Raw genomic sequence first — 19,789 nt, forward strand, 5'->3', positions numbered from 1 at the left:
CTCGGCGATCTGCTGGAGCGTCGCCCCGATGTCGGACGTACGGGTCGTGGTCATGGACTGCACGGACACGGGGGCGTCGCCGCCCACCGCCACGGGCCCGACCTGGATCTGCCGGCTCTTGCGGCGCTCCGCGAGCCTGGTCGGAACGTCCGGCATGCCGAGAGAAATCGCAGTCATCTGCTGTGCAACCCCAAGTCGTGGATCAAGGTCCGGCCCCGTTCAGCGGCGGGCTCCGGCATCCGAGATTACGGCACGGACATGAACGTCCGGCACACGGTGTACGGGAGATGCACCCATTGGCGTCCATCTGCCGTACGACAGGCGTGAAGCCCGGTCCGGAGAGACATACTCCCCGGACCGGGCTTCTCGTCGGACCGTACGGAAGGTTCTACGCGTACGGAAATCAGCTGATCCGCACCGGATTGACGACGTCCGCCACCAGGACGAGCAGCGTGAAGCAGACGAAGACGCCCGCCACCACGTAGGCGACCGGCATCAGCTTCGCCACGTCGAACGGTCCGGGGTCAGGGCGGCGCAGCACCTTGGCCGCGTTCCGGCGCAGCGATTCCCACAGGGCGCCCGCGATGTGGCCGCCGTCGAGCGGCAGCAGCGGGAGCATGTTGAAGAGGAACAGGGAGAGGTTGAAGCCGGCCACCAGCATGACGAACATCGCGAGCTGCTGGGTGGGCGGGATGTCGAGGGTGGCGATCTCACCGCCGACACGGGCCGCGCCGACGACACCCATCGGGGAGTCGGCCTCGCGGGGTCCGTCGCCGAAGGCCGCGTCCCACAGGGCGGGGATCTTGGACGGCAGCGCGGCCAGGGAGTCTACGGCGTCGCCGACCCGGTCGCCCATCCACGTCACGGACTGGCCGAAGTCCTGCTTCACCACGCCGGTGGCGGCGCTGAAGCCGAGGAAGCCGGCGGTGACGTACTCGCCCTCGACGATCTGTCCGTTGGCGTCCTTCTTCGCGACCTGGTTGGTGGCGATGGTCGCCTGGAGGGTGACCTCCCGGCCGTCGCGCTCGACGACGACCGGCACCGTCTCGCCGGGGTTGGCACGGATCATGTTGGACAGGCGGTCCCAGTCGTCGGTCCGTACGCCGTCGAAGGCGACGATCTTGTCGCCCGCGCGGAGGCCGGCCGCGGCGGCCGGGGAGGCCGGGTCGGACTTGGTGCAGTCGTTCCGGTTCTCGCTCTGCGAGATGACGCACTGGGAGACGGAGCTGACGGTGGTGGTCTGCTGCGAAATGCCGAAGCCCATCAGGACGGTGAGGAAGAGCACCACCGCCAGGATGAGGTTCATGAACGGACCGGCGAACATGACGATGACGCGCTTCCACGGCTTGCGCGTGTAGAACAGGCGCTCCTCGTCACCCGGCCGCAGTTCCTCGAAGGCGGCCGAGCGGGCGTCCTCGATCATGCCGCGCCAGGGCGAGGTGGAGCGGGCCTCCAGCTTGCCGTCGGCGCCGGGCGGGAACATGCCGATCATGCGGATGTAGCCGCCGAACGGGATGGCCTTGACGCCGTACTCGGTCTCGCCCTTCTTCCGCGAGAAGAGCGTCGGCCCGAAGCCGACCATGTACTGCGGCACGCGGATGCCGAACATCTTGGCGGTGGAGAGGTGCCCCAGCTCGTGCCAGGCGATCGAGAACAGCAGGCCGACCGCGAAGACGACTATGCCGAGGATGAACATCAGGGTCGTCATGCACGGGCCTCCGCCGTCTGTGCCGCCAGTTGCCGGGCCCGGGCGCGCGCCCAGGTCTCCGCTTCGAGGACGTCCGAGACGGTGAGCGAGGTTCCCGTGCGGGGGGTGCCGTGTTCCTCGACCACCCGCGTGACGGTCTCCATGATCCCGAGATACGGCAGCGCGCCGGAGCGGAACGCCTCGACGCACTCCTCGTTGGCGGCATTGAACACCGCCGGGGCCGTGCCCGCGAGCTGCCCGACGTGCCGGGCCAGGTTCACCGAGGGGAAGGCTTCGTTGTCGAGCGGGAAGAACTCCCAGGTCGAGGCCTTGCTCCAGTCGAAGGTGGGGGCGGCGTCGGGGACGCGTTCGGGCCAGCCGAGGCCGACGGCGATGGGCCCGCCCATGTCGGGGGGCGTGGCGTGGGCCAGTGTCGATCCGTCCGTGTACTCAACCATCGAGTGGACATACGACTGCGGGTGCACGACCACCTCGATGCGGTCGAAGGGAATGTCGTAGAGGAGGTGGGCCTCGATCACCTCCAGGCCCTTGTTGACGAGGGTGGCCGAGTTGATCGTGATCACCGGGCCCATGGCCCAGGTGGGGTGGGCGAGGGCGTCCTCGACGGTGACGGCCGCCAGCTGCTCCCTCGTGCGTCCCCGGAACGGGCCGCCGGAGGCGGTGACGACCAGCTTGCGCACGTCGGCGCGGGTACCGGCGGCCAGTGCCTGGAAGAGCGCGGCGTGCTCGGAGTCGACCGGGATGATCTGCCCCGGCTTGGCGAGCGCCTTGACCAGCGGGCCGCCCACGATGAGCGATTCCTTGTTGGCGAGCGCGAGGGTGCGGCCCGCCTCCAGGGCGGCCAGGGTCGGGGCGAGTCCGATGGAGCCGGTGATGCCGTTGAGGACGGTGTGGCAGTCGGAGGCGGCGGCCTGGGTGGCCGCGTCCGGTCCCGCGAGGATCTCGGGGAGCGGCTCCCCACTGCCGTACTGCGCCCTCAGGGCTTCCCGGAGCGCCGGTACGACGTCCTCGCGGGCGACGGCGACGGTCCGGGCCTTCAGCCGGTACGCCTGCTCGGCGAGGAGGGCGACCCGACCGCCGTTGGCGGACAGGGCGGTGACCCGGAAGCGGTCCGGGTTGCGCAGCACGAGTTCGATGGCCTGGGTCCCGATCGAACCGGTGGACCCGAGGATCACCACGTCCTTCGGGCCGTCGCCCGCCACCGGGTCGTACACGAGGTGGGGGTCGGCGAGGGGGGCTGGACTGTCGCTCATTCCCCCATTGTGGCCGCAACGGCCCTCCGCGAGGACAGCGCGTCCCTCGCACGGGTGTCGCACTGCCCGCAGGGGGTAGGGGCGGGGCCCCTCCGGCGCTCCCGCCGGGGCGCGGACGGCCCCGGTGGGAACGATGACGTGCGACTGTCCTACCCGACCGTCCTACCTGATGGGGCGGTGGACGTTGGCGCGCCGTGTTTCTCCGGGGGTGGCGTCCGCGATCCAGGGGCCCTCGCCGGACGCGTCGACGATGCCCTGCTCCAGCCACTCGTAGGCGCCGCCCAGTACGCCCTTGACGACCTTGCGGTCGACGTCGTCGGTGTTGGTCCACAGACGGTCGAGGAGTTCCTCGACGCGGATGCGGGCCTGGCGGCAGAAGGCGTCCGCGAGCTGGTAGGCCTCGCGGCCGTGGTCGCCCTCGGCGCGCAGGTGCTCGGCGCGGACGCAGGCGGCGCTCATCGCGAACAGTTCCGCGCCGATGTCGACGATGCGGCCCAGGAAGCCCTGCTTGGTCTCCATCCGGCCCTGCCAGCGGGACATGGCGTAGAAGGTGGAGCGGGCGAGTTTGCGGGCGGTGCGTTCGACGTAGCGCAGGTGCCCGGACAGGTCCCGGTGACCGGGCGGGTGGAAGTCGGCGTACGAGCGCGGGAGCTGTCCCGGTCCGGCGACCAGCTTCGGCAGCCACTTGGCGTAGAAGACGCCCGCCTGCGCGCCCGCCCGCGCCTTGTCGGACAGGGTCTTGTCGGGGTCGATCAGGTCGCCGGCGACCGAGAGGTGGGCGTCGACGGCCTCGCGCGCGATCAGCAGGTGCATGATCTCGGTGGAGCCCTCGAAGATGCGGTTGATGCGCAGGTCGCGCAGGAGCTGTTCGGCGGGGACCGCGCGTTCGCCGCGGGCTCCGAGGGAGGCCGCGGTCTCGAAGCCCCGGCCGCCGCGGATCTGGACCAGCTCGTCGGCCATCAGCCAGGCCATCTCCGAGCCGTAGAGCTTGGCGAGGGCGGCCTCGATGCGGATGTCGTTGCGGTCCTCGTCGGCCATCTGGGAGGAGAGGTCCAGGACGGCTTCGAGGGCGAAGGTCGTCGCCGCGATGAAGGAGATCTTGGCGCCGACCGCCTCGTGCAGCGCGACCGGCTTGCCCCACTGCTCACGCACCGCCGACCACTCACGGGCGATCTTCAGGCACCATTTGCCGGCGCCCACGCACATGGCGGGCAGGGAGAGGCGACCGGTGTTGAGGGTGGTGAGGGCGATCTTGAGGCCGGCGCCCTCCGGGCCGATGCGGTTCCCGGCCGGCACGCGCACCCGGTGGAAGCGGGTGACGCCGTTCTCCAGGCCGCGCAGGCCCATGAAGGCGTTGCGGTTCTCGACGGTGATGCCCTCGGAGGCGGCCTCCACGACGAAGGCGGTGATGCCGCCCTTGCCGCCCGTCCCGTCCGCGGACTTCGGGACGCGGGCCATGACGACCAGCAGGTCGGCGACGACGCCGTTGGTGGTCCACAGCTTCACGCCGTCGAGGACGTAGTCGTCGCCGTCCCGGACGGCCGTGGTGGCCAGACGGGCCGGGTCGGAGCCGACGTCCGGCTCGGTCAGCAGGAACGCCGAGATGTCGGTGCGGGCGCAGCGCGGCAGGAACGTGTCCTTCTGCTCCTGGGTGCCGAACATCTTCAGCGGCTGCGGCACGCCGATCGACTGGTGGGCGGAGAGCAGCGCGCCGATCGCGGGGTTCGCGGATCCGACCAGGGCGAGGGCCTTGTTGTAGTAGACCTGGGTGAGGCCGAGACCGCCGTACTTGGTTTCGATCTTCATGCCGAAGGCGCCCAGCTCCTTCAGCCCGGTGATCACCTCGTCCGGGATGCGGGCGTCCCGCTCGATCACGGCCCCGTCGATCTTCGTCTCGCAGAAGTCGCGCAGCTTGGCGAGGAACTCCTCGCCGCGCTGGACGTCCTGGTCGGCGGGGAGCGGGTGGGGGTGGATGAGGTCGAGACGGAAGCGGCCGAGGAAGAGTTCCTTGGCGAAGCTCGGCTTGCGCCAGTCCTGTTCGCGGGCCGCCTCCGCGACCTGGCGGGCCTCACGTTCGGTGACGGTGGGTCGGGAGGAGGGGGTGGTTGGTGCGGACATGAGGCTCACCTCGCCGCGAATCGGCATCGGGGGACGGTACGCCCGCGGAGGTCGCCGCGATTCGTCGTACGCGAAGTTGCGGACGTACGTTACTAGTCGGTGCTACCCGATCGTATGTACCCGATTACGGACGGCCCCACCACCCTTCGTGCGGCGTTCGGCCGACGCCCCCCGGGGAGGGTTGCGGGAGACGGTCTGTCGAAGCGCTTCGACGGACTATGGACACTCACCCTCGGTGAGGCTACTGTCGAACCACCCTCACCCGCAGCTGCCCGCCCCGCGCGCTGTCGAAGCGCTTCACACAATCTTGGAGAGCTGGATGGTCACCCTCGCCGAGGTCGCCCAGCACGCCGGAGTCTCGGCGAGCACGGTGAGCTACGTCCTCAGCGGCAAGCGGTCCATCTCCACCACCACCCGCCTGCGGGTCGAGGAGAGCATCCGGGAACTCGGCTACCACCCGAACGCCGGCGCCCGCGCCCTGGCCAGCAGCAGGTCGAACATCATCGCGCTGATGATCCCGCTGCGCACGGACATGTACGTGCCGGTGATGATGGAGATCGCCATCGCGGTCGCGACCACCGCACGCACCCACGGCTACGACATCCTGCTGCTGACCGGTGAGGAGGGCCCCGACGCGGTGCGCCGCGTCACCGGGAGCGGGCTCGCCGACGCGATGATCCTGATGGACGTCGAACTCGACGACGAGCGGCTGCCGCTTCTGCGGGGCACCGACCAGCCTTCCGTACTGATCGGCCTGCCCTCCGACACCACGGGGCTGACCTGCGTCGACCTCGACTTCCGGGCGACCGGCGCGCTGTGCGTGGAGCACCTGGCGAAGCTGGGACACCGCGACATCGCCGTCATCGGCGAGGCCCCCGCGGTCTACGAACGGCACACCGGCTTCGCCGAGCGCACGCTCGACGGGCTGCGTTCCCGCGCGCGGGAGCTGGAGCTGCGGCTGCTGCACCGGCCCTGCGAGGGCGGGTACGACGCGATGGCCGCCACCTTGGCCCGGGTCTTCGACGAGCGCCCGGACACCACCGGGTTCGTCGTCCAGAACGAGTCGGCGGTCGAGCCGCTGCTCGCCCTGTTGCGCCAGCAGGGCCGGGCGGTGCCCGAGGACGTGTCGGTGGTCGCGGTCTGCCCCGAGCAGGTCGCCGTCCAGGCCTCGGTGCGGCTCACGTCCGTCGCCGTGCCCGCGCAGGAGATGGGCCGTCGCGCCGTGGAGCAGCTGATCGCAAAGCTCGACGGGCAGGGCAGCGACGAGGTCGTGCTGCTCGCGCCGGAGCTGACGGTGCGGGCCAGCTCGGGGCCGGCGCCCGTCCGGTCGTAGCGCTTCCCCTCCCCGGACCCGTCCTCCCTGGGGCCGTCCTCTCCGGGCCCCTCTCACCGAGCCTTGAACCTTCCTCCCTCACGGCCTTCCTCTCGCAGTGCCTCGTCCACCCACAGGAACTCCCCAGGAGCATGCCTCGTGACCCAGCCTGCCCAGACACCGCCCAAGGTCAGCCTCGCCCAGTCCTCCCCCACCGTCGGCACGCTCCGCGAGCGGGACGGGGCGCTGGAGTGGAGCGGCCGTCAGGAAACCGTACGGATCGAACCCTGGGGGCCGGACGCGGTCCGGGTCCGGGCCCGGCTCGGCGGCCCCGTGCTGGAGGATCTCCCGGGCGCCCTGCTCCCGAACGTCCCGGCGACCGGGAGCACCGTCAAGATCGAGGAAGGGCACGCCACGCTGACCGTCGGGGCGCTGACCGTGGAAGTCGACGCCGAGGGACTGGTCCGCTTCGTGCGGACCGCGGACGGCGGTGAGCTGCTGGCCGAGGAGCGCGCCCACTTCTGGTGGCCCGGCCCGCGCCTGTACACGGCGGTCGGCAACGGGTACCACCGGCTGGAGCAGCGGTTCGCCGCCTACGACGACGAGAAGCTGTACGGCCTCGGCCAGCACCAGCACGGCCGCCTCGACCAGAAGGGTCTGGTCGTGGACCTGGTCCAGCGCAACGCCGAGGTGTCCATACCCGTCCTCACCTCCAGCCGCGGGTACACCTTGCTGTGGAACAACCCGGCGATCGGGCGCGTGGAGCTGGCCCACAACGGCACGCGCTGGGTCGCCGACTCCGCCCGCCAGATCGACTACTGGATCACCGCCGGCACCCCGGCCGACACCCAGCGCCGCTACAGCGCGGTGACCGGCCGTACGCCGATGCTCCCCGCGTGGGCGGCGGGCTTCTGGCAGTGCAAGCTGCGCTACCGCACGCAGGACGAGCTCCTCGCCGTCGCCCGGGAGTACAAGCGGCGCGGACTGCCGATCGACGCCATCGTCTGCGACTTCTTCCACTGGACGCACCTGGGCGAGTGGAAGTTCGACCCCGCCGAGTGGCCCGACCCGGCCGCCATGGTCCGTGAGCTGGACGAGCTGGGCATCAAGCTGGTGGTGAGCGTCTGGCCGTCGGTGTCCCCGCTCTCCGAGAACCACCCGGTCATGGAGCAGCGCGGCTACTTCATCGGCACCCAGTACGGCCCGATGGCGCACGCCGACTGGCCGGACAAGGAGGTCGCGTCGACGGTCCAGGTGGCCTTCTACGACGCCACCAACCCCGAGGCCCGCGAGTTCGTGTGGTCGAAGGTCAAGGAGAACTACCTCGACGAGTACGGCATCACGGCCTTCTGGCTGGACGCCTGTGAGCCCGAGCTGAAGCCCGGATTCCCGGAGAACCTGCGTTACTGGGCGGGGCCGGGACTGGAGGTCGGGAACCTGTACCCGGCCGAGAACTCCCGCGCCTTCGACGAGGGCCTGCGCGCCGCCGGCGTGGACGAGGTGATCACCCTCAACCGCTCGGCGTGGGCGGGCAGTCAGCGCCACGGCGCCGCGCTGTGGTCCGGGGACATCGGCACCGACTTCGCGACCCTGCGCCGCCAGGTCGCGGCCGGTCTGAACACCGCGCTGTCCGGCATCCCCTGGTGGAACACGGACATCGGCGGCTTCCACGGCGGCGACCCGGACGACCCGGCGTACCGGGAGGTGCTGGTCCGCTGGTTCCAGTTCGGCGCGCTGTCCCCGCTGATGCGCCTGCACGGCTTCCGCGACCCCGGGATGCCGCTGGGCCCGGACATGACCGGCGGCCCGAACGAGGTGTGGTCCTACGGCGAGGAGGCGTACCCGGTCCTGGAGAGGTACCTGCGGCTGCGCGAGCGGCTGAAGCCCTACGTCCTGGACGTCATGCGCGAGGCGCACGAGGACGGGCTGCCGGTTATGCGGCCGCTGTTCCTGGAGTTCCCCGAGGACCGGGCCGCGTGGGACGTCGACGACGCCTACCTCCTCGGCCGGGACCTGCTGGTCGCACCGGTGCTGACGGCCGGGGCCACGGTGCGCACGGCGCATCTTCCGGCGGGCGCGCGCTGGACGGACGCGTGGACGGGCGAGACGTACGAGGGCGGGGCCGCCGTGACGGTGGACGCGCCGCTGGACCGGATTCCGCTGTTCCTGCGGGACGGGGCGCGGCTGCCCGTCGCGGAGTAGACCGGAGGCGGACGCGAAGGGGCCGGCCCCGGGCGGGGCCGGCCCTCGGCCGTGGCGCGGTGGGGGTCAGCCGCCGCTGACCGTCAGGTTGTCGGTGCGGAAGTCGAGGCCTCCCGCGGACGAGGTGATCTCGTAGCCGAACTGCACGTCACCGATGGTCTCGTTGCCCATCCAGCCCTTGGTGTCCTTGATCCACTTCAGGATCGGCAGGATGTCGACGGTGCCGGAGTTCGAGTCCGTGGTGCGCAGGAACGAGAAGACCTCGTTGGCCCCGTTGTCGCCCTTGTAGACGTTCCAGGTGTGACCGCCGAGACTGACGGTCCCCTGCGCGGTGCCGAGCGGGCCGACGGCGCCGTTGTGGTTGACCCAGAGCATGATCTCGTAGTCGTAGTCCGTGTCCCAGATGTCGTACGACGTGTTGTACGCGCCGGACGACGGGACCGTGACGTCGTAGCTGCTGCGGAGCGACCCGAGGGAGGCGATCGGCTTGTTGATCACCTTCTTGGCGTTCGGGTAGGACTTGATGCCGCCGGTGTTCGGGTGGTCGGCCCAGACGCCCCATTCGGTGCCGGAGTCGGCCCAGACGCACTGGCTGCCGGCGCCGGATCCCCAGATGTTGTTGTAGAGGGTGTAGCCGTTCAGGGTCGTGTTGCCCCACTGGTCGCACGAGTTCCAGACGGCTGCCTGGGCGGGGGCGGAGGCGAGGCCGACGGTGGCGCCGAGCGCGAGGGCCGGGGCCAGCAGGGCGGTCAGGGTGCGGGTGCGTGGTGCCATGGCGTTTCCTTCCATGGGTGGGGGGAGGTGCGCGGGTGCTACCGCGTCTTCACGCTGATGACGCGGTCCTCTCCGGCGACGAGGTCGAGCGGTTCGGTGCCGGAGGGAGTCCGGAGTTCGATGCGGTGCGTGCGGCGGGGGCGGAGGACGGCCGTCGCCTCGCCGCCGGGCGTCCAGGTGAGGTCGAGTACGGCTCCGAACCGGGTGCGTACGCCCTTGATCTCGCCCTGCGGGCAGGACTCCGGCAGGGCGGGCAGCAGGACCAGTCGGCCGGGGGTGGACTGCACCAGCATCTCGATGAGCACGGCCGGGAGGGTGTGCGCGGCGTCCGCGTTGTAGACGTCGCGGTGGGGGTAGTGCGCGCTCATCAGGGAGGCGTGGAAGTAGTCGCCTTCGAGCATCCGGCGGACCGCGTGGGCGACCCGGTCGCCGTCGCGCAGGCGCGCGGCGATCAGGGCGTGGTGGAGGTGGCCGTGGGCGGAGTCGTTCTCGGCGCCGCGCAGTTCAAGGGCTCGGTGGGCGGCCTCGGCGAGTTCGGGGGTGTCGTACGGGTTGATCTCCTCGAGCGGCCAGACGCCGTAGAGGTGGCTGAGGTGGCGGTGGTCGTAGGTGTCCGTCAGGCCCGGCCGGGCCCATTCGGCGAGCGCGCCGTCGGCGTTGACCCGGTGGGGCGGGAGCCGGTCGGCGAGCGCGCGCCAGCGGTCGGCGTGCTCGGGGTGGCGGTCGGCGGCGGTCAGCAGGGCGTGCCGGGCGGCGGAGAGGTCCATGGCCGCGTCGACGGTGCCCCAACTGGCGTTCGCGGGGCGGTTCTCCGGCGAGTAAGAGGGGACGACGACCACGTGGCCGTCCTCGTCGGTGCGGGTGAGGAAGTCCTCGTAGAACAGGGCGGTTTCGGCGAGCGCGGCGGTGGTCCGGGGGTCGCGGGTGCCGTACGTCTCGTCGTGGTCGACGAGGGGCTTCAGCAGCCAGTCGGCGCCCGCCGTCCACAGGTGCAAGGGGTACTCGCGGCTGAAGTGGTACGTGTGCCCGGACTCGCCGTCGGTGTGGGAGGGGGCGACGACGCCCCGGGTGCCGAAGATCGCGCGGGCGTTGTCCCGCCAGTCCGGGAGCTGCCGGTGGACGAGGGACGCGTGGGCCTCGGTGACCTCGGGGAGGGCGGCGGCGGCCGCGGAGGCGGTCTGGAGGTTGAGGTTGGCGTTGGTGGTGAACGCTCCCGACCAGGCCGTGTCCCAGTCGCCGGTCCACAGGCCGGTCAGGCGGGGCGGCAGCATCCCGCTGGCGGAGAGCAGGTGGTAGCGGCCGGCCGCGAAGAGCCGTTCCAGGAGGGCCGTGCTGCGCGGCCGTTCGAGCAGCGCGGAGCCCGGCAGGGCGCGTTCGGCGGGGTCGGCGGCGAGGTCGAGGGTGACGCGGTCGTAGGCGGTGCGGTGCAGGGCGAGGTGGCGGGCGAGGAGGCCCTCGTACGACACCCCGTCCGGCAGGTCGCGCAGGGCGCGGCCCTCGGCGACCGCGTCCAGCTCGCCGGTGTGCCGGCGCACCCGGGTGAGGAGCAGGACCTCCGTGGCGCCCTCGACGAGGACGCCGGGCGGTACCAGCTTGGTGGCGCCGCCCGTGACGGCGACCGAGGTGACGCCGGTGTACGCCAGGCCGCTGTCGCCGGGGTACCGGGCGCGCAGGCTGAGCAGGGCGCCCTCGGGGGTGAGGACGGCGCCGTGGCCGACACCGAGGCCGGCGGGGGCGCCGGGGAGGCCCGGGTCGAGGGACAGGTCGAGGGTGAGGTGCGGGGCGGTGACCTGCTGGACGATCACGTCGTCGGCGCGGGAGACGAAGACGCGGCTGGTCCAGGCGCCGTGGGTGGCGGTGGTCTCGCCGGTGGTGAAGTCGACCCGGCGGCGGTAGGGGGCGTGGGTGTCGCCGGGCGGCCGGTTCAGGCGGAGCCGGAAGGCGGGGTGGAAGGGGCGCACCCATTGCAGCGGGCGGCCGTCGGTGAAGCCCTCGGCCGCGGTGGTGTCCCCGGCCAGCAGGCGGTCCTGGAGGGCGGGGAGTTCGGCGGCGAGCCGGGGTGGCCGGCGGCGCCCCTCGTCGTCAGCCGGGCGGACGAGGGTGTGGTGGGTGACGACGACCCGGTCGGCATGCGGATCGCCGAACACGAGGGCGCCGTGGCGGCCGTTGCCGCTCAGGAAGGCGTCCTCCCAGCGGGCGGCCGGTTCGGGCTCCCAGGTGCCGTGCACGGGCGTGCCGCTCATGGTCGCGTCGGATGCGGGTGCGCCCGTCATGCGGCCGGCTCCGTGAGGACCGCGACGCCGTAGCGGCCGAGGGTGACGCGGTCGGTGACGGTCGCGCCGGTGAGCAGGTCCCGGTGGGTGCCGGGGACGTCGACGGTGACCGGTTCGCGGCCGTGGTGGAGGAGGAACAGCTGCTCTCCGCGGCGTACGGCCTCGACCTCGGCCGGGAGTGCGTCGAGCACCGGGCGGACGCCCGCGTCGGCGCAGGCGCGGGCGAGGAGGTCACGCAGCGCCGCGGGCTCGGGGAGGGTGGACACGTACCAGGCGCGGTCCTTGCGCAGGACGGCCGGGAGCCCGTCCAGCTCGCCGCCCTTGTAGGGGACGGCCTCGGTGGCGGTGCCGTCGGGTTCGATCTCCTCCGACCACAGGGTGCCCCGGAAGCCGTCGCAGGCGGCCGTCTCGTCCGTCTCCAGCGGCCACCACTCGTGCAGGGTGCGGATGCCGAACAGCTCCCGCAGCCGGGCGTCCATGCCGCCGGGCCTGACCCGGTCGTCCTCGTCGGCGATACCGGTGAGGAAGCCGCAGACGAGGGTGCCACCGCGGCGGACGTGGGCGAGGAGGTTGACGATCGCGGCGTCGGTGAGGGCGTAGAGCTGGGGCACGACGACCACGCGGTAGGGGGTGAGGTCGTGTTCGGGGTGGGCGAAGTCGGTGGTGAGGTGGGCCTCCCACAGGGCCCGGTGCCAGGCGTGCAGGACGTCCGGGTAGTCGAAGCGGGCGGAGGGGCGGCCGTCCTGGGCGCCGGCCCACCAGGAGTGCCAGTCGTGCAGGACGGCGACGTCGGCGGTGACGTGGGTGTCCGCCACGTGCGGGCCGAGCTTCGCCAGGTCCGCGCCGAGCTGCCTGACCTCCTGGTACGTCCGCCCCTGCTCCCCCGCGTGGCCGACCATCCCGGAGTGGAACTTCTCGGCCCCCTGCCTCGACTGCCGCCACTGGAAGTAGCAGACGGCGTCGGCGCCGCGGGCCACGGCCTGCAGGGACCACAGGCGGTTGAGGCCGCGCGGCTTGGGGTGGTTGGCGCCGCGCCAGTTGACCGGTCCGGCCGCCTGCTCCATGAGCATCCACGGGCCGCGTGCCTGGGAGCGGGTCATGTCCTGGACGAGGGCGCCGTGCTGGGCGCCGAGGGGGTCGCGCGGGTCCGGGTAGAGGTCGACGGAGACGACGTCCTCCTCCTCGGCCCAGCGCCAGGCGTCCTGGCCGAACCACAGCGGCATGAAGTTGGTGGTGACCGGCAGGTGCGGGGTGTGGCGGCGGACGATGTCGCGCTCCGCGGTGAAGCACTCCAGGAGCATGTCGGAGGTGAAGCGCCGGAAGTCCAGCACCTGGGTGGGGTTCTTCAGGTAGTGGGTGCGGCGGGCCGGGAGGATCTCCTCCCAGTCGCCGTAGCCCTGGCTCCAGAACGCCGTGCCCCAGGCGGCGTTGAGGGCGTCGAGGGTGGCGTACCTGTCCTTGAGCCAGCGGCGGAAGCGGACGGCGGCCTCGTCGCCGTGGTCGGAGGTGCAGTACTCGTTGTTGATGTGCCACATCGTCAGCGCGGGGTGGCCGGCGTAGCGGGCGGCCAGGGCCTCGGTGACGGCGGCGGCATGGCGGCGGTAGGTGGCGCTGGAGTGCGAGAAGTGCTGACGTCCGCCCCACCGTTCGGTGCGGCCGTCCTCGTCGACGGGCAGGGTGTCCGGGTGCAGCCGGCCCAGCCACGGCGGGGGCGACGCGGTGGGGGTGGCGAGGACGACGCCGATGCCGCTCGTGTGCATCAGGTCCATGAGGCGGTCCAGCCAGCCGAAGTCGTACGCGCCGGGGCGCGGTTCGAGCTTCGCCCAGGAGAAGACGCCGAGGGTGACCGAGTTGACGCCGGCGGCCTTCATCAGGCGGACGTCCTCGTACCAGGTCTCCTCGGGCCACTGCTCGGGGTTGTAGTCGCCTCCGAAGAGGACGCGGTTGCGGGTGGTGTCCGCGAGGCTGGGCATCAGGTCGGTTCTCCGTACTGGATGCCGCGCCCGTTGGTGGCGAGGTAGACGCGGCCGTGGACGCGGGGGTCGCCGGTGATGGTCTCGCCGGTCCAGCCCCACTGGTGCTGGTCGTCGTTGATCCGCGTCCAGGTCCGCGCCTCGTCGTCGGAGCGGTAGACGGCGGTGATGGCCTCGGTGGAGCCGACCTGGTAGATCGCCGGGTAGTCGGCGCCGTCGGCGGCCTTGCCGAAGCCGAGGGTGTGGGAGGCCCAGCAGCTGTCGACCTTGGTGAAGGTGGTGCCGCCGTCAGTGGAGCGGTGGAGGCCGTTCCACTTGGTGCTCAGCCACAGGTCGCCCCTCCGGCCGGGTGCCGCGACCAGCTTGAACTGGCTGTCGCCGGCGGGCAGTCCGGTCGCGCGGGCGGTGAAGGATCGGCCGCTGTCCGTGCTGGCGAGCAGCGTTCCCGTGTCGGTGTCGTAGGCGTAGAGCACCGTCGGGTCCACCGGGTCGGCGACCGGCGTGGCGCCCTTGGGGAAGGAGGGGACCTCGGTCCAGGTCGTGCCGTTGTCCGCCGAGCGGTGGGCCGGGTGTTTGGTGCCGTCCCAGTGCACGAAGGACCACAGCAGCACACTGCCGTCGGCGTTGGTCGCGATCGGTCCCGGGGCGTCATCGGCGATGCCGGGCTGGGACGCGAAGGGCGTCCAGGTGATCCCGCCGTCGCGCGAGTAGGCGCCGTTGCCGTGGTCTCCCCAGCCCGCCCGCACGACGTACGCCGGTCTGCGCGCGGCCTGCGCGAGTCCGGTCGCCGACCCCGACACGGGGTTGGTGGCCATGCCGCGCGCCGGGGACGCCGTGAGCCGCTCGTGGTACATGACGCCGATGTCCCGCGACCCGCTGAGCAGGTGGGCCCGCCCGTGCGGGGGCGAGATCAGCTGGGTCACGGACGTCTCCTCCAGGCCGCGGATCTGCGGGGCCCAGTGGCGCAGGTCGCGGGTGCCGTAGAGGGTGGCGCCGGTGCCGTACACGAGGTGCTTCGAGTCGAACGGGTCGAGGGCGACGGCCTGGATCCACCAGCCGAACTTGGGCTGCTCCTCGCCCCACCGCAGGTAGGGGGTCTCGGACACGTCGAGGGCGGCGGATTCCTTGAGGGACGTCCAGCTGCGGCCGCCGTCGGTGGTCCGGAACAGCGTGTCGACGGCCGCCCAGCGGTTGTTGGTGGAGACGACGACGGTGCCGGGGCGGCGGGCGTCGACGGCGACGCCGCCGTAGCCGAAGCTGTCGGTGGAGCCTCCCCCACTGCTGAACGCGTGGGCGGTGCCCCCATCCGTGGTGCCGCCCGGCCGGACAGGGGTGACGTCGCTCCAACGACCGCTCGTCGTACGCAGCTTGTGCACGCTGCCGGTGGACTGCCCGTTGGGTCCGGGTGCGTCGGCGTACGTCACGTACAGCTCACGGCTGTGGGCCTCGTACGCGGCGCGGACCGGTACCTTGGCCGCGGTGCCGGAGGGCTGCCCGGGGACGGCGTGCCAGGTGGTGCCGTCGGTCGTGCGGAACAGGTTCGGTGCGCTGCCGTCGGCGTCGCCCCAGCCGGCGTAGACGGTGCGGCCCGCGGCCACGAGGAGGGTGACGCCCTGACCGGTGGCGGTCGCGGTGGCGGGGAAGCCGGGGGCGGGGGCCCAGCCGGCGCCCCGGTCGGACGACCTCCACAGGCCGTCGTGCCGGGTGCCCAGCCAGAGGGTGTCGCTGTCGCGTGGGTCGACCAGGAGCCGCTCGCCGGTGCCCCGGCCGTCCTCGTTGGCACCGAGCTTCACGGTGAGGTCGGTACGCCGCCAGGTCCTTCCCCGGTCCCCGGAGCGCAGGATCGCGCCGTTGGCCGACCACGCCTGGGAGTAGGTGCCGCAGGCCAGGTAGAGCCGGTCCGGGTGGGCGGGGTCGACGGCCATCGCCTCGACGCCCAGGAGGTTCCAGTCGTCCCAGCCGAGGTGGTCGAGCAGCGGGGTCCAGCGGGCGGCGCGGTCGTCCCAGCGGTAGGCGCCGCCGATGTCCGTACGGGCGTAGGCGAGGCCGCGGACGCGGGGGTGAAACAGCACGCCGGTGATGAATCCGGTGCCGCCGATGACGACGTTGCGCCAGCGGTAGGCGGTGGTGCCGTCCGCCCTGTCGTCGGCGGCGTGTGCACGCCGGGGTGCGACGGGGACGGCGGTGAGTGCGGCGGCGGCCGCGGTCCCGGCGAGAACGGCACGCCGGCTCGGGCGTGACACGGACGCATGCATGACATACCTCGTTCGGTGCGGCTCGCGGAGGGGCGGGCAAGACGTGCGGGAGCGGTCCGTCGTGGCCGGCCGCTGGTCAGGGGCGGACGGCCACGGCGGGATCGAGGGGCGGGCGTCAGCCCTTCACCGCGCCGGTCAGCATCCCCTTCTTGAAGTGGCGCTGGACGAAGGGCGACAGCACGGCGACGGGCAGCAGGGCCATGACCATGACCGCCATCTGCACGGCCAGGCCGGACAGTTCACCGGTCTTGATCGCCTGGCCGAGGCCGACCGGCGCCTCCTGCTTCTGCACGAGCTGGATCATGACGTTCTGCAGGGGCAGCATGTCCTGGTCGTTCAGGTACAGGGAGGCGTTGAACCAGGCGCTCCAGTAGCCCACGGCGTAGAACAGGGTGATCACCGCGACGACCGCGCGGGACAGCGGCAGAACGATCTGCCACAGGATGCGCAGGTCCCCGGCGCCGTCGATGCGGGCGCTGTCGATCAGTTCCTGCGAGATACCCATGAAGAAGCCGCGCAGCACCAGGATGTTGAAGACGCTGATCGCGCTGGGCAGGATCAGCGCCAGGTAGCTGTCGGTCAGGCCCAGGGACTGCACCAGCAGGTAGGTGGGGATGAGGCCCGCGCTGAAGAACATCGTGGCCAGCAGCACCATGAGGATCCAGCGGTGCCCCAGCGAGCCGCTGCGGGACAGCCCGTAGGCGCACAGCACCGACACCGCCATGGAGAACAGGGTGCCGACGAGGGTGACGCCGATGCTGACGAGCGCGGCCCGGGTGACCTGGCCGCCGCTGAGCAGTTCCTGGTAGGCGACGAAGGTGATGTCCGTCGGGATCATCACCAGACCGCCGGCCTCGTCGATGGCCTTGCGCGAGGAGAGGCTGGTGACGACGACGATCCAGAGCGGGAACAGGATGCCCAGGCAGGCCAGGAACAGGACCAGGCCCTTGCCGGCGAGCCCGGCCGGGCTCGGCTTCTCCTCCCACACCGGCCGGGGCGGTGCCGCCCAGCGGCTCGGCCTGCGTGCGGGTTCGTCGCTCACGGCGGTCGTTTCCTGAACGGCGGTCACTTCTTGTACACCCCCTGCTCGCCCATGAGGTGGGCCACCTTGTTCGCGATGAGGACCAGGCCGAGACTGATGACGCCCTTGACCAGCCCCGCGGCGGCGGCGTAGCCGAAGTCCTGGTTGCGCACGCCGTTCCACCACACGAAGGTGTCGAGGACCTCCGCGGCTCCCGGTCCGACGGCGTCGCGTTGCAGGAGGATCTGTTCGAAGCCGACCGTCAGGGCGTCGCCGACGCGCAGCACCAGCAACAGGGCGATCACCGGGCGCAGGGCCGGCAGCGTGACGTGCCACATGCGGCGCCAGCGGTTGGCGCCGTCCATCGCGGCGGCCTCGTACAGGTCGGGGCTGACCGAAGCGAGGGCGGCGAGGAAGACGATGATCCCCCAGCCGGCGTCCTTCCACACGCTCTGCGCGGTGACCAGGAATTTGAAGGTCTCCGGGTCGGTCATGAGGCTGAGCCCGTCGTACCCGTGGTCGCGCAGCAGCTGGGAGAGGAGCCCCGCACCACCGAGCAGCTGCTGGAAGACGGCGATGACCAGCACCCAGGAGAAGAAGTGCGGCAGGTAGAGGATGGCCTGCGCGATGGCGCGGACGCGGGGCCGGACCACGCTGTTGATGAGCAGCGCGAGCAGGATGGGGATGGGGAAGTACAGGACGAGCTGGAGCACGAACAGCACCAGCGTGTTCTGCACCGAGTTCCAGAAGGCGGAGTCCTCGAAGATCCGCTGGAAGTTCTCCAGCCCCACCCACGGGCTGTGCAGGATGGAGACGATCCCGTTGTCGCTGATGTAGGGGTCGTACTCCTGGAAGGCGACGACGTTGCCGAGGATCGGTACGTAGTTGAAGAGCAGTACCAGCAGCACGGCCGGCAGCGTCATCAGCAGCAGTACGCGGTCCCGACGGAACCTCAGCCGCAGGCTGAGCTTCCCCGTGCTCGGCTTGCCCTTCCGGGGGCCGGTGGCGTCGCCGGACGCCACCGGGGTCTTCTTCGACGCATCGGCCTCGGCCCTGGCCCGAGGCACCGTGCTGTTCGACACGGCCGTTCTCCTTGCCTCGGTACCGGTCAGCCCGTCGCCGTGCCGTTCTCGTCGAGCAGCTTCTTGTACCAGTCGCGCAGCTTGTCGCCGCCCTTGCTCCGCCAGTCGGACACGGCCTGCTGCATGTCGCTGATCTTCTTGCGGCCGCGGATGACGTCGTCCTCCAGCTGCTCGAAGTCGTTGGAGAGGTTGGTCCAGCGGGCCGGCTCTACGATCTGCAGGCCGTAGAACGTGGTCTTCTTGGTGAAGGCGCCCATCCGCTGCTGCCACTCCACCTGCCCCTTGGCGACCTCGGGGAAGTCGGGGTGGGCGATGGTCGGAGCGGGGCTCGCGACCATCACGTAGGCGTTCATCACGTCGATGTTGCCCTGCTCGGTCTTGGTGGGCACCCCGTCCTTGACGGTGTAGTGGGTGCCCTCGACGCCGTAGTTGGTGGCCATGTACTCCTTGGTCCCGTACGGCGCGGCGGTCGTGTTGGCGACGGCCAGCACCTCGCGGATCACGGACTCCGAGGCGTCCTTGTTGACGAAGGCGAAGATGCCGGCCGGGTTCTGCGCCCACAGCGTGGGGTCACCACCGTCGTGTCCCCAGATGTCCATGCCCCAGATCTTGAACTCGGGATTCTGGACGGCCTGTTCGGCGGTACGGCTCCACCACTGCGAGGAGTCCTGGTTGTAGATGAGGAACTCGCCGGCGGCGAACTTGGGCCCGGGGTCGGCGGCGTTGCTCTTGCCGAGCTTGGCGTCGGGGTGCACGACCCCGGCGGCGAACAGCTTGCGCGTCCACTCCAGGGCCTCGAGGTACTCATCGGTCTCGATGCGGTAGACCAGCTTGCCGTCGACCTCGTTCCAGCCGAGGGACTTCTCGTTGCCGGAGAGCACACCGAAGGCGTTGAAGGCGGTCCACTTCATGTCCAGGCAGGCCCACCGCTTGGCCTTCGCGTTGGTGGCGTCCTTGGCCAGCGCCATGAACTCGTCGCAGGACCGGGGAACTTCGTAGCCCTCCTTCTCGAAGATGTCCTGCCGGTACAGCGGCACGATGCCGGTGACGTACGAGGACGGCATCGGCAGGCCGCGCAGCTTGCCGCCGAAGATGGACCGCTGCCAGGCGTCGGTGGGGATCGCGGCGAGGTTGGGGTACTCCTTGACCGCGTCACCGGAGAGGTAGGGGCCGAGGTCGGCGAACTTGCCGATGATGGCGCTGGGTATCTTGCCGGTCATGTTCCAGCCGGGCACGACCACCACGTCGGGCACCTCGCTGGAGGCGAGGACCGCGCCGAGCTTCTGGTCGTAGGTGTTGCCGTCCTGGTTCTGCCAGACCACGTCGACGCCGATGAGGTCGTTCATCGCCCTGTAGTAGGCGTTGCCCTCCTTCGGCGGGGAGCCCCAGAACGGCGACATGATCGTGACCCGGCCGCCCTTGCCGAGCTTCTTGGGCACCGAGGTCTTCAGGTCCGCGAGGTCGAGCTTGCCGGTGAAGCCGATCGCGGAGCCGTTCTTGCTGGGGATGTCAGGGGTGACCACGTTGCTGGCCACGTACGCCGGCAGCAGCCTCTTCGCGTCCTTGCCCGACGTGGTGCCGTCCCGCGAACCGCCGTCGGACCCCCCGCCGCAGGCGGAGAGCAGCGGCACCCCTCCCGCCACCGCTGCGGTGACGGCCGCGGTGGAGGCGAGGAACTTTCTCCGGCTGGGACCGGAGGCGGCGTTCGGCGTCATTGCGTCAACCCTTCATGGCGCACCAGGACACCCGGCGGTGGCCGTCGGCTGCGGTGTCTTCACTGGAACTGGCTGAGCTGAAGCGGTCATCGGAGGAATGCGC

General features: G+C 71.3%; 13 protein-coding genes. 2 read left to right on the forward strand and 11 right to left on the reverse strand.

Annotation, left to right across the window (positions count from 1 at the left end):
• From IE142_RS27400 to IE142_RS27415, 4 genes are all read right to left on the reverse strand, one after another.
• On the reverse strand, nt 1-177 hold a 177-nt coding region (locus IE142_RS27400; protein WP_191888241.1), incomplete at its 3' end, for a flavodoxin-dependent (E)-4-hydroxy-3-methylbut-2-enyl-diphosphate synthase.
• A 226-nt stretch (nt 178-403) separates the two neighbouring features.
• Nucleotides 404-1,708 carry a M50 family metallopeptidase gene (locus IE142_RS27405; protein ID WP_502266900.1) on the reverse strand — a complete coding sequence of 435 codons (1,305 nt, stop codon included), beginning with the start codon at nt 1,706-1,708 and terminating at the stop codon, nt 404-406.
• Nucleotides 1,705-2,961, reverse strand: coding sequence for a 1-deoxy-D-xylulose-5-phosphate reductoisomerase (gene dxr / locus IE142_RS27410; protein WP_191888242.1), 1,257 nt, complete (start codon nt 2,959-2,961; stop codon nt 1,705-1,707). The genes IE142_RS27405 and dxr overlap by 4 nt, the downstream gene beginning before the upstream one ends.
• Before the next feature lie 162 nt (nt 2,962-3,123).
• Nucleotides 3,124-5,079, reverse strand: a complete 1,956-nt coding sequence (locus IE142_RS27415) for an acyl-CoA dehydrogenase family protein (protein ID WP_191888243.1) — start codon at nt 5,077-5,079, stop codon at nt 3,124-3,126.
• A 319-nt stretch (nt 5,080-5,398) separates the two neighbouring features.
• On the opposite strand from IE142_RS27415, the gene IE142_RS27420 reads away from it, so the two are divergent.
• Nucleotides 5,399-6,412 (forward strand): LacI family DNA-binding transcriptional regulator, encoded by a 1,014-nt coding sequence (locus IE142_RS27420; protein WP_191888244.1) that lies wholly within the window; start codon nt 5,399-5,401, stop codon nt 6,410-6,412.
• 138 nt (nt 6,413-6,550) lie between these two features.
• Nucleotides 6,551-8,593 carry a glycoside hydrolase family 31 protein gene (locus tag IE142_RS27425; RefSeq protein WP_191888245.1) on the forward strand — a complete coding sequence of 681 codons (2,043 nt, stop codon included), beginning with the start codon at nt 6,551-6,553 and terminating at the stop codon, nt 8,591-8,593.
• Between the two features lie 66 nt (nt 8,594-8,659).
• Here the strand turns inward: IE142_RS27425 and IE142_RS27430 are convergent, their stop codons facing one another.
• The 7 genes from IE142_RS27430 to IE142_RS27460 all read right to left on the reverse strand — a co-directional run bounded on the left by IE142_RS27430 (nt 8,660) and on the right by IE142_RS27460 (nt 19,686).
• Nucleotides 8,660-9,367 (reverse strand): glycoside hydrolase family 12 protein, encoded by a 708-nt coding sequence (locus IE142_RS27430; RefSeq protein WP_191888246.1) that lies wholly within the window; start codon nt 9,365-9,367, stop codon nt 8,660-8,662.
• Between the two features lie 38 nt (nt 9,368-9,405).
• Nucleotides 9,406-11,610, reverse strand: coding sequence for a glycosyl hydrolase family 95 catalytic domain-containing protein (locus IE142_RS27435; RefSeq protein ID WP_191888332.1), 2,205 nt, complete (start codon nt 11,608-11,610; stop codon nt 9,406-9,408).
• Nucleotides 11,611-11,636: 26 nt separating this feature from the next.
• Nucleotides 11,637-13,613 (reverse strand): beta-galactosidase, encoded by a 1,977-nt coding sequence (locus tag IE142_RS27440; RefSeq protein WP_191888247.1) that lies wholly within the window; start codon nt 13,611-13,613, stop codon nt 11,637-11,639.
• Nucleotides 13,613-15,868, reverse strand: coding sequence for a WD40/YVTN/BNR-like repeat-containing protein (locus IE142_RS27445; RefSeq protein ID WP_191888248.1), 2,256 nt, complete (start codon nt 15,866-15,868; stop codon nt 13,613-13,615). The genes IE142_RS27440 and IE142_RS27445 overlap by 1 nt, the downstream gene beginning before the upstream one ends.
• A 115-nt stretch (nt 15,869-15,983) precedes the next feature.
• On the reverse strand, nt 15,984-16,910 hold the full coding sequence (locus IE142_RS27450; protein ID WP_052412251.1) for a carbohydrate ABC transporter permease: 927 nt from the start codon (nt 16,908-16,910) through the stop codon (nt 15,984-15,986).
• A 23-nt stretch (nt 16,911-16,933) separates the two neighbouring features.
• Complete coding sequence (locus IE142_RS27455) at nt 16,934-17,971, reverse strand: ABC transporter permease (RefSeq protein WP_191888249.1); 1,038 nt, start codon at nt 17,969-17,971, stop codon at nt 16,934-16,936.
• A gap of 26 nt (nt 17,972-17,997) precedes the next feature.
• The gene (locus IE142_RS27460) at nt 17,998-19,686 is read right to left on the reverse strand and encodes an extracellular solute-binding protein (RefSeq protein ID WP_191888250.1); all 1,689 of its coding nucleotides are present in this window, start codon (nt 19,684-19,686) and stop codon (nt 17,998-18,000) included.
• Nucleotides 19,687-19,789 lie beyond the last annotated feature (103 nt).

It is taken from the genome of Streptomyces mutabilis (genome assembly GCF_014649815.1).
Classification (GTDB): Bacteria; Actinomycetota; Actinomycetes; order Streptomycetales; family Streptomycetaceae; genus Streptomyces; species Streptomyces mutabilis.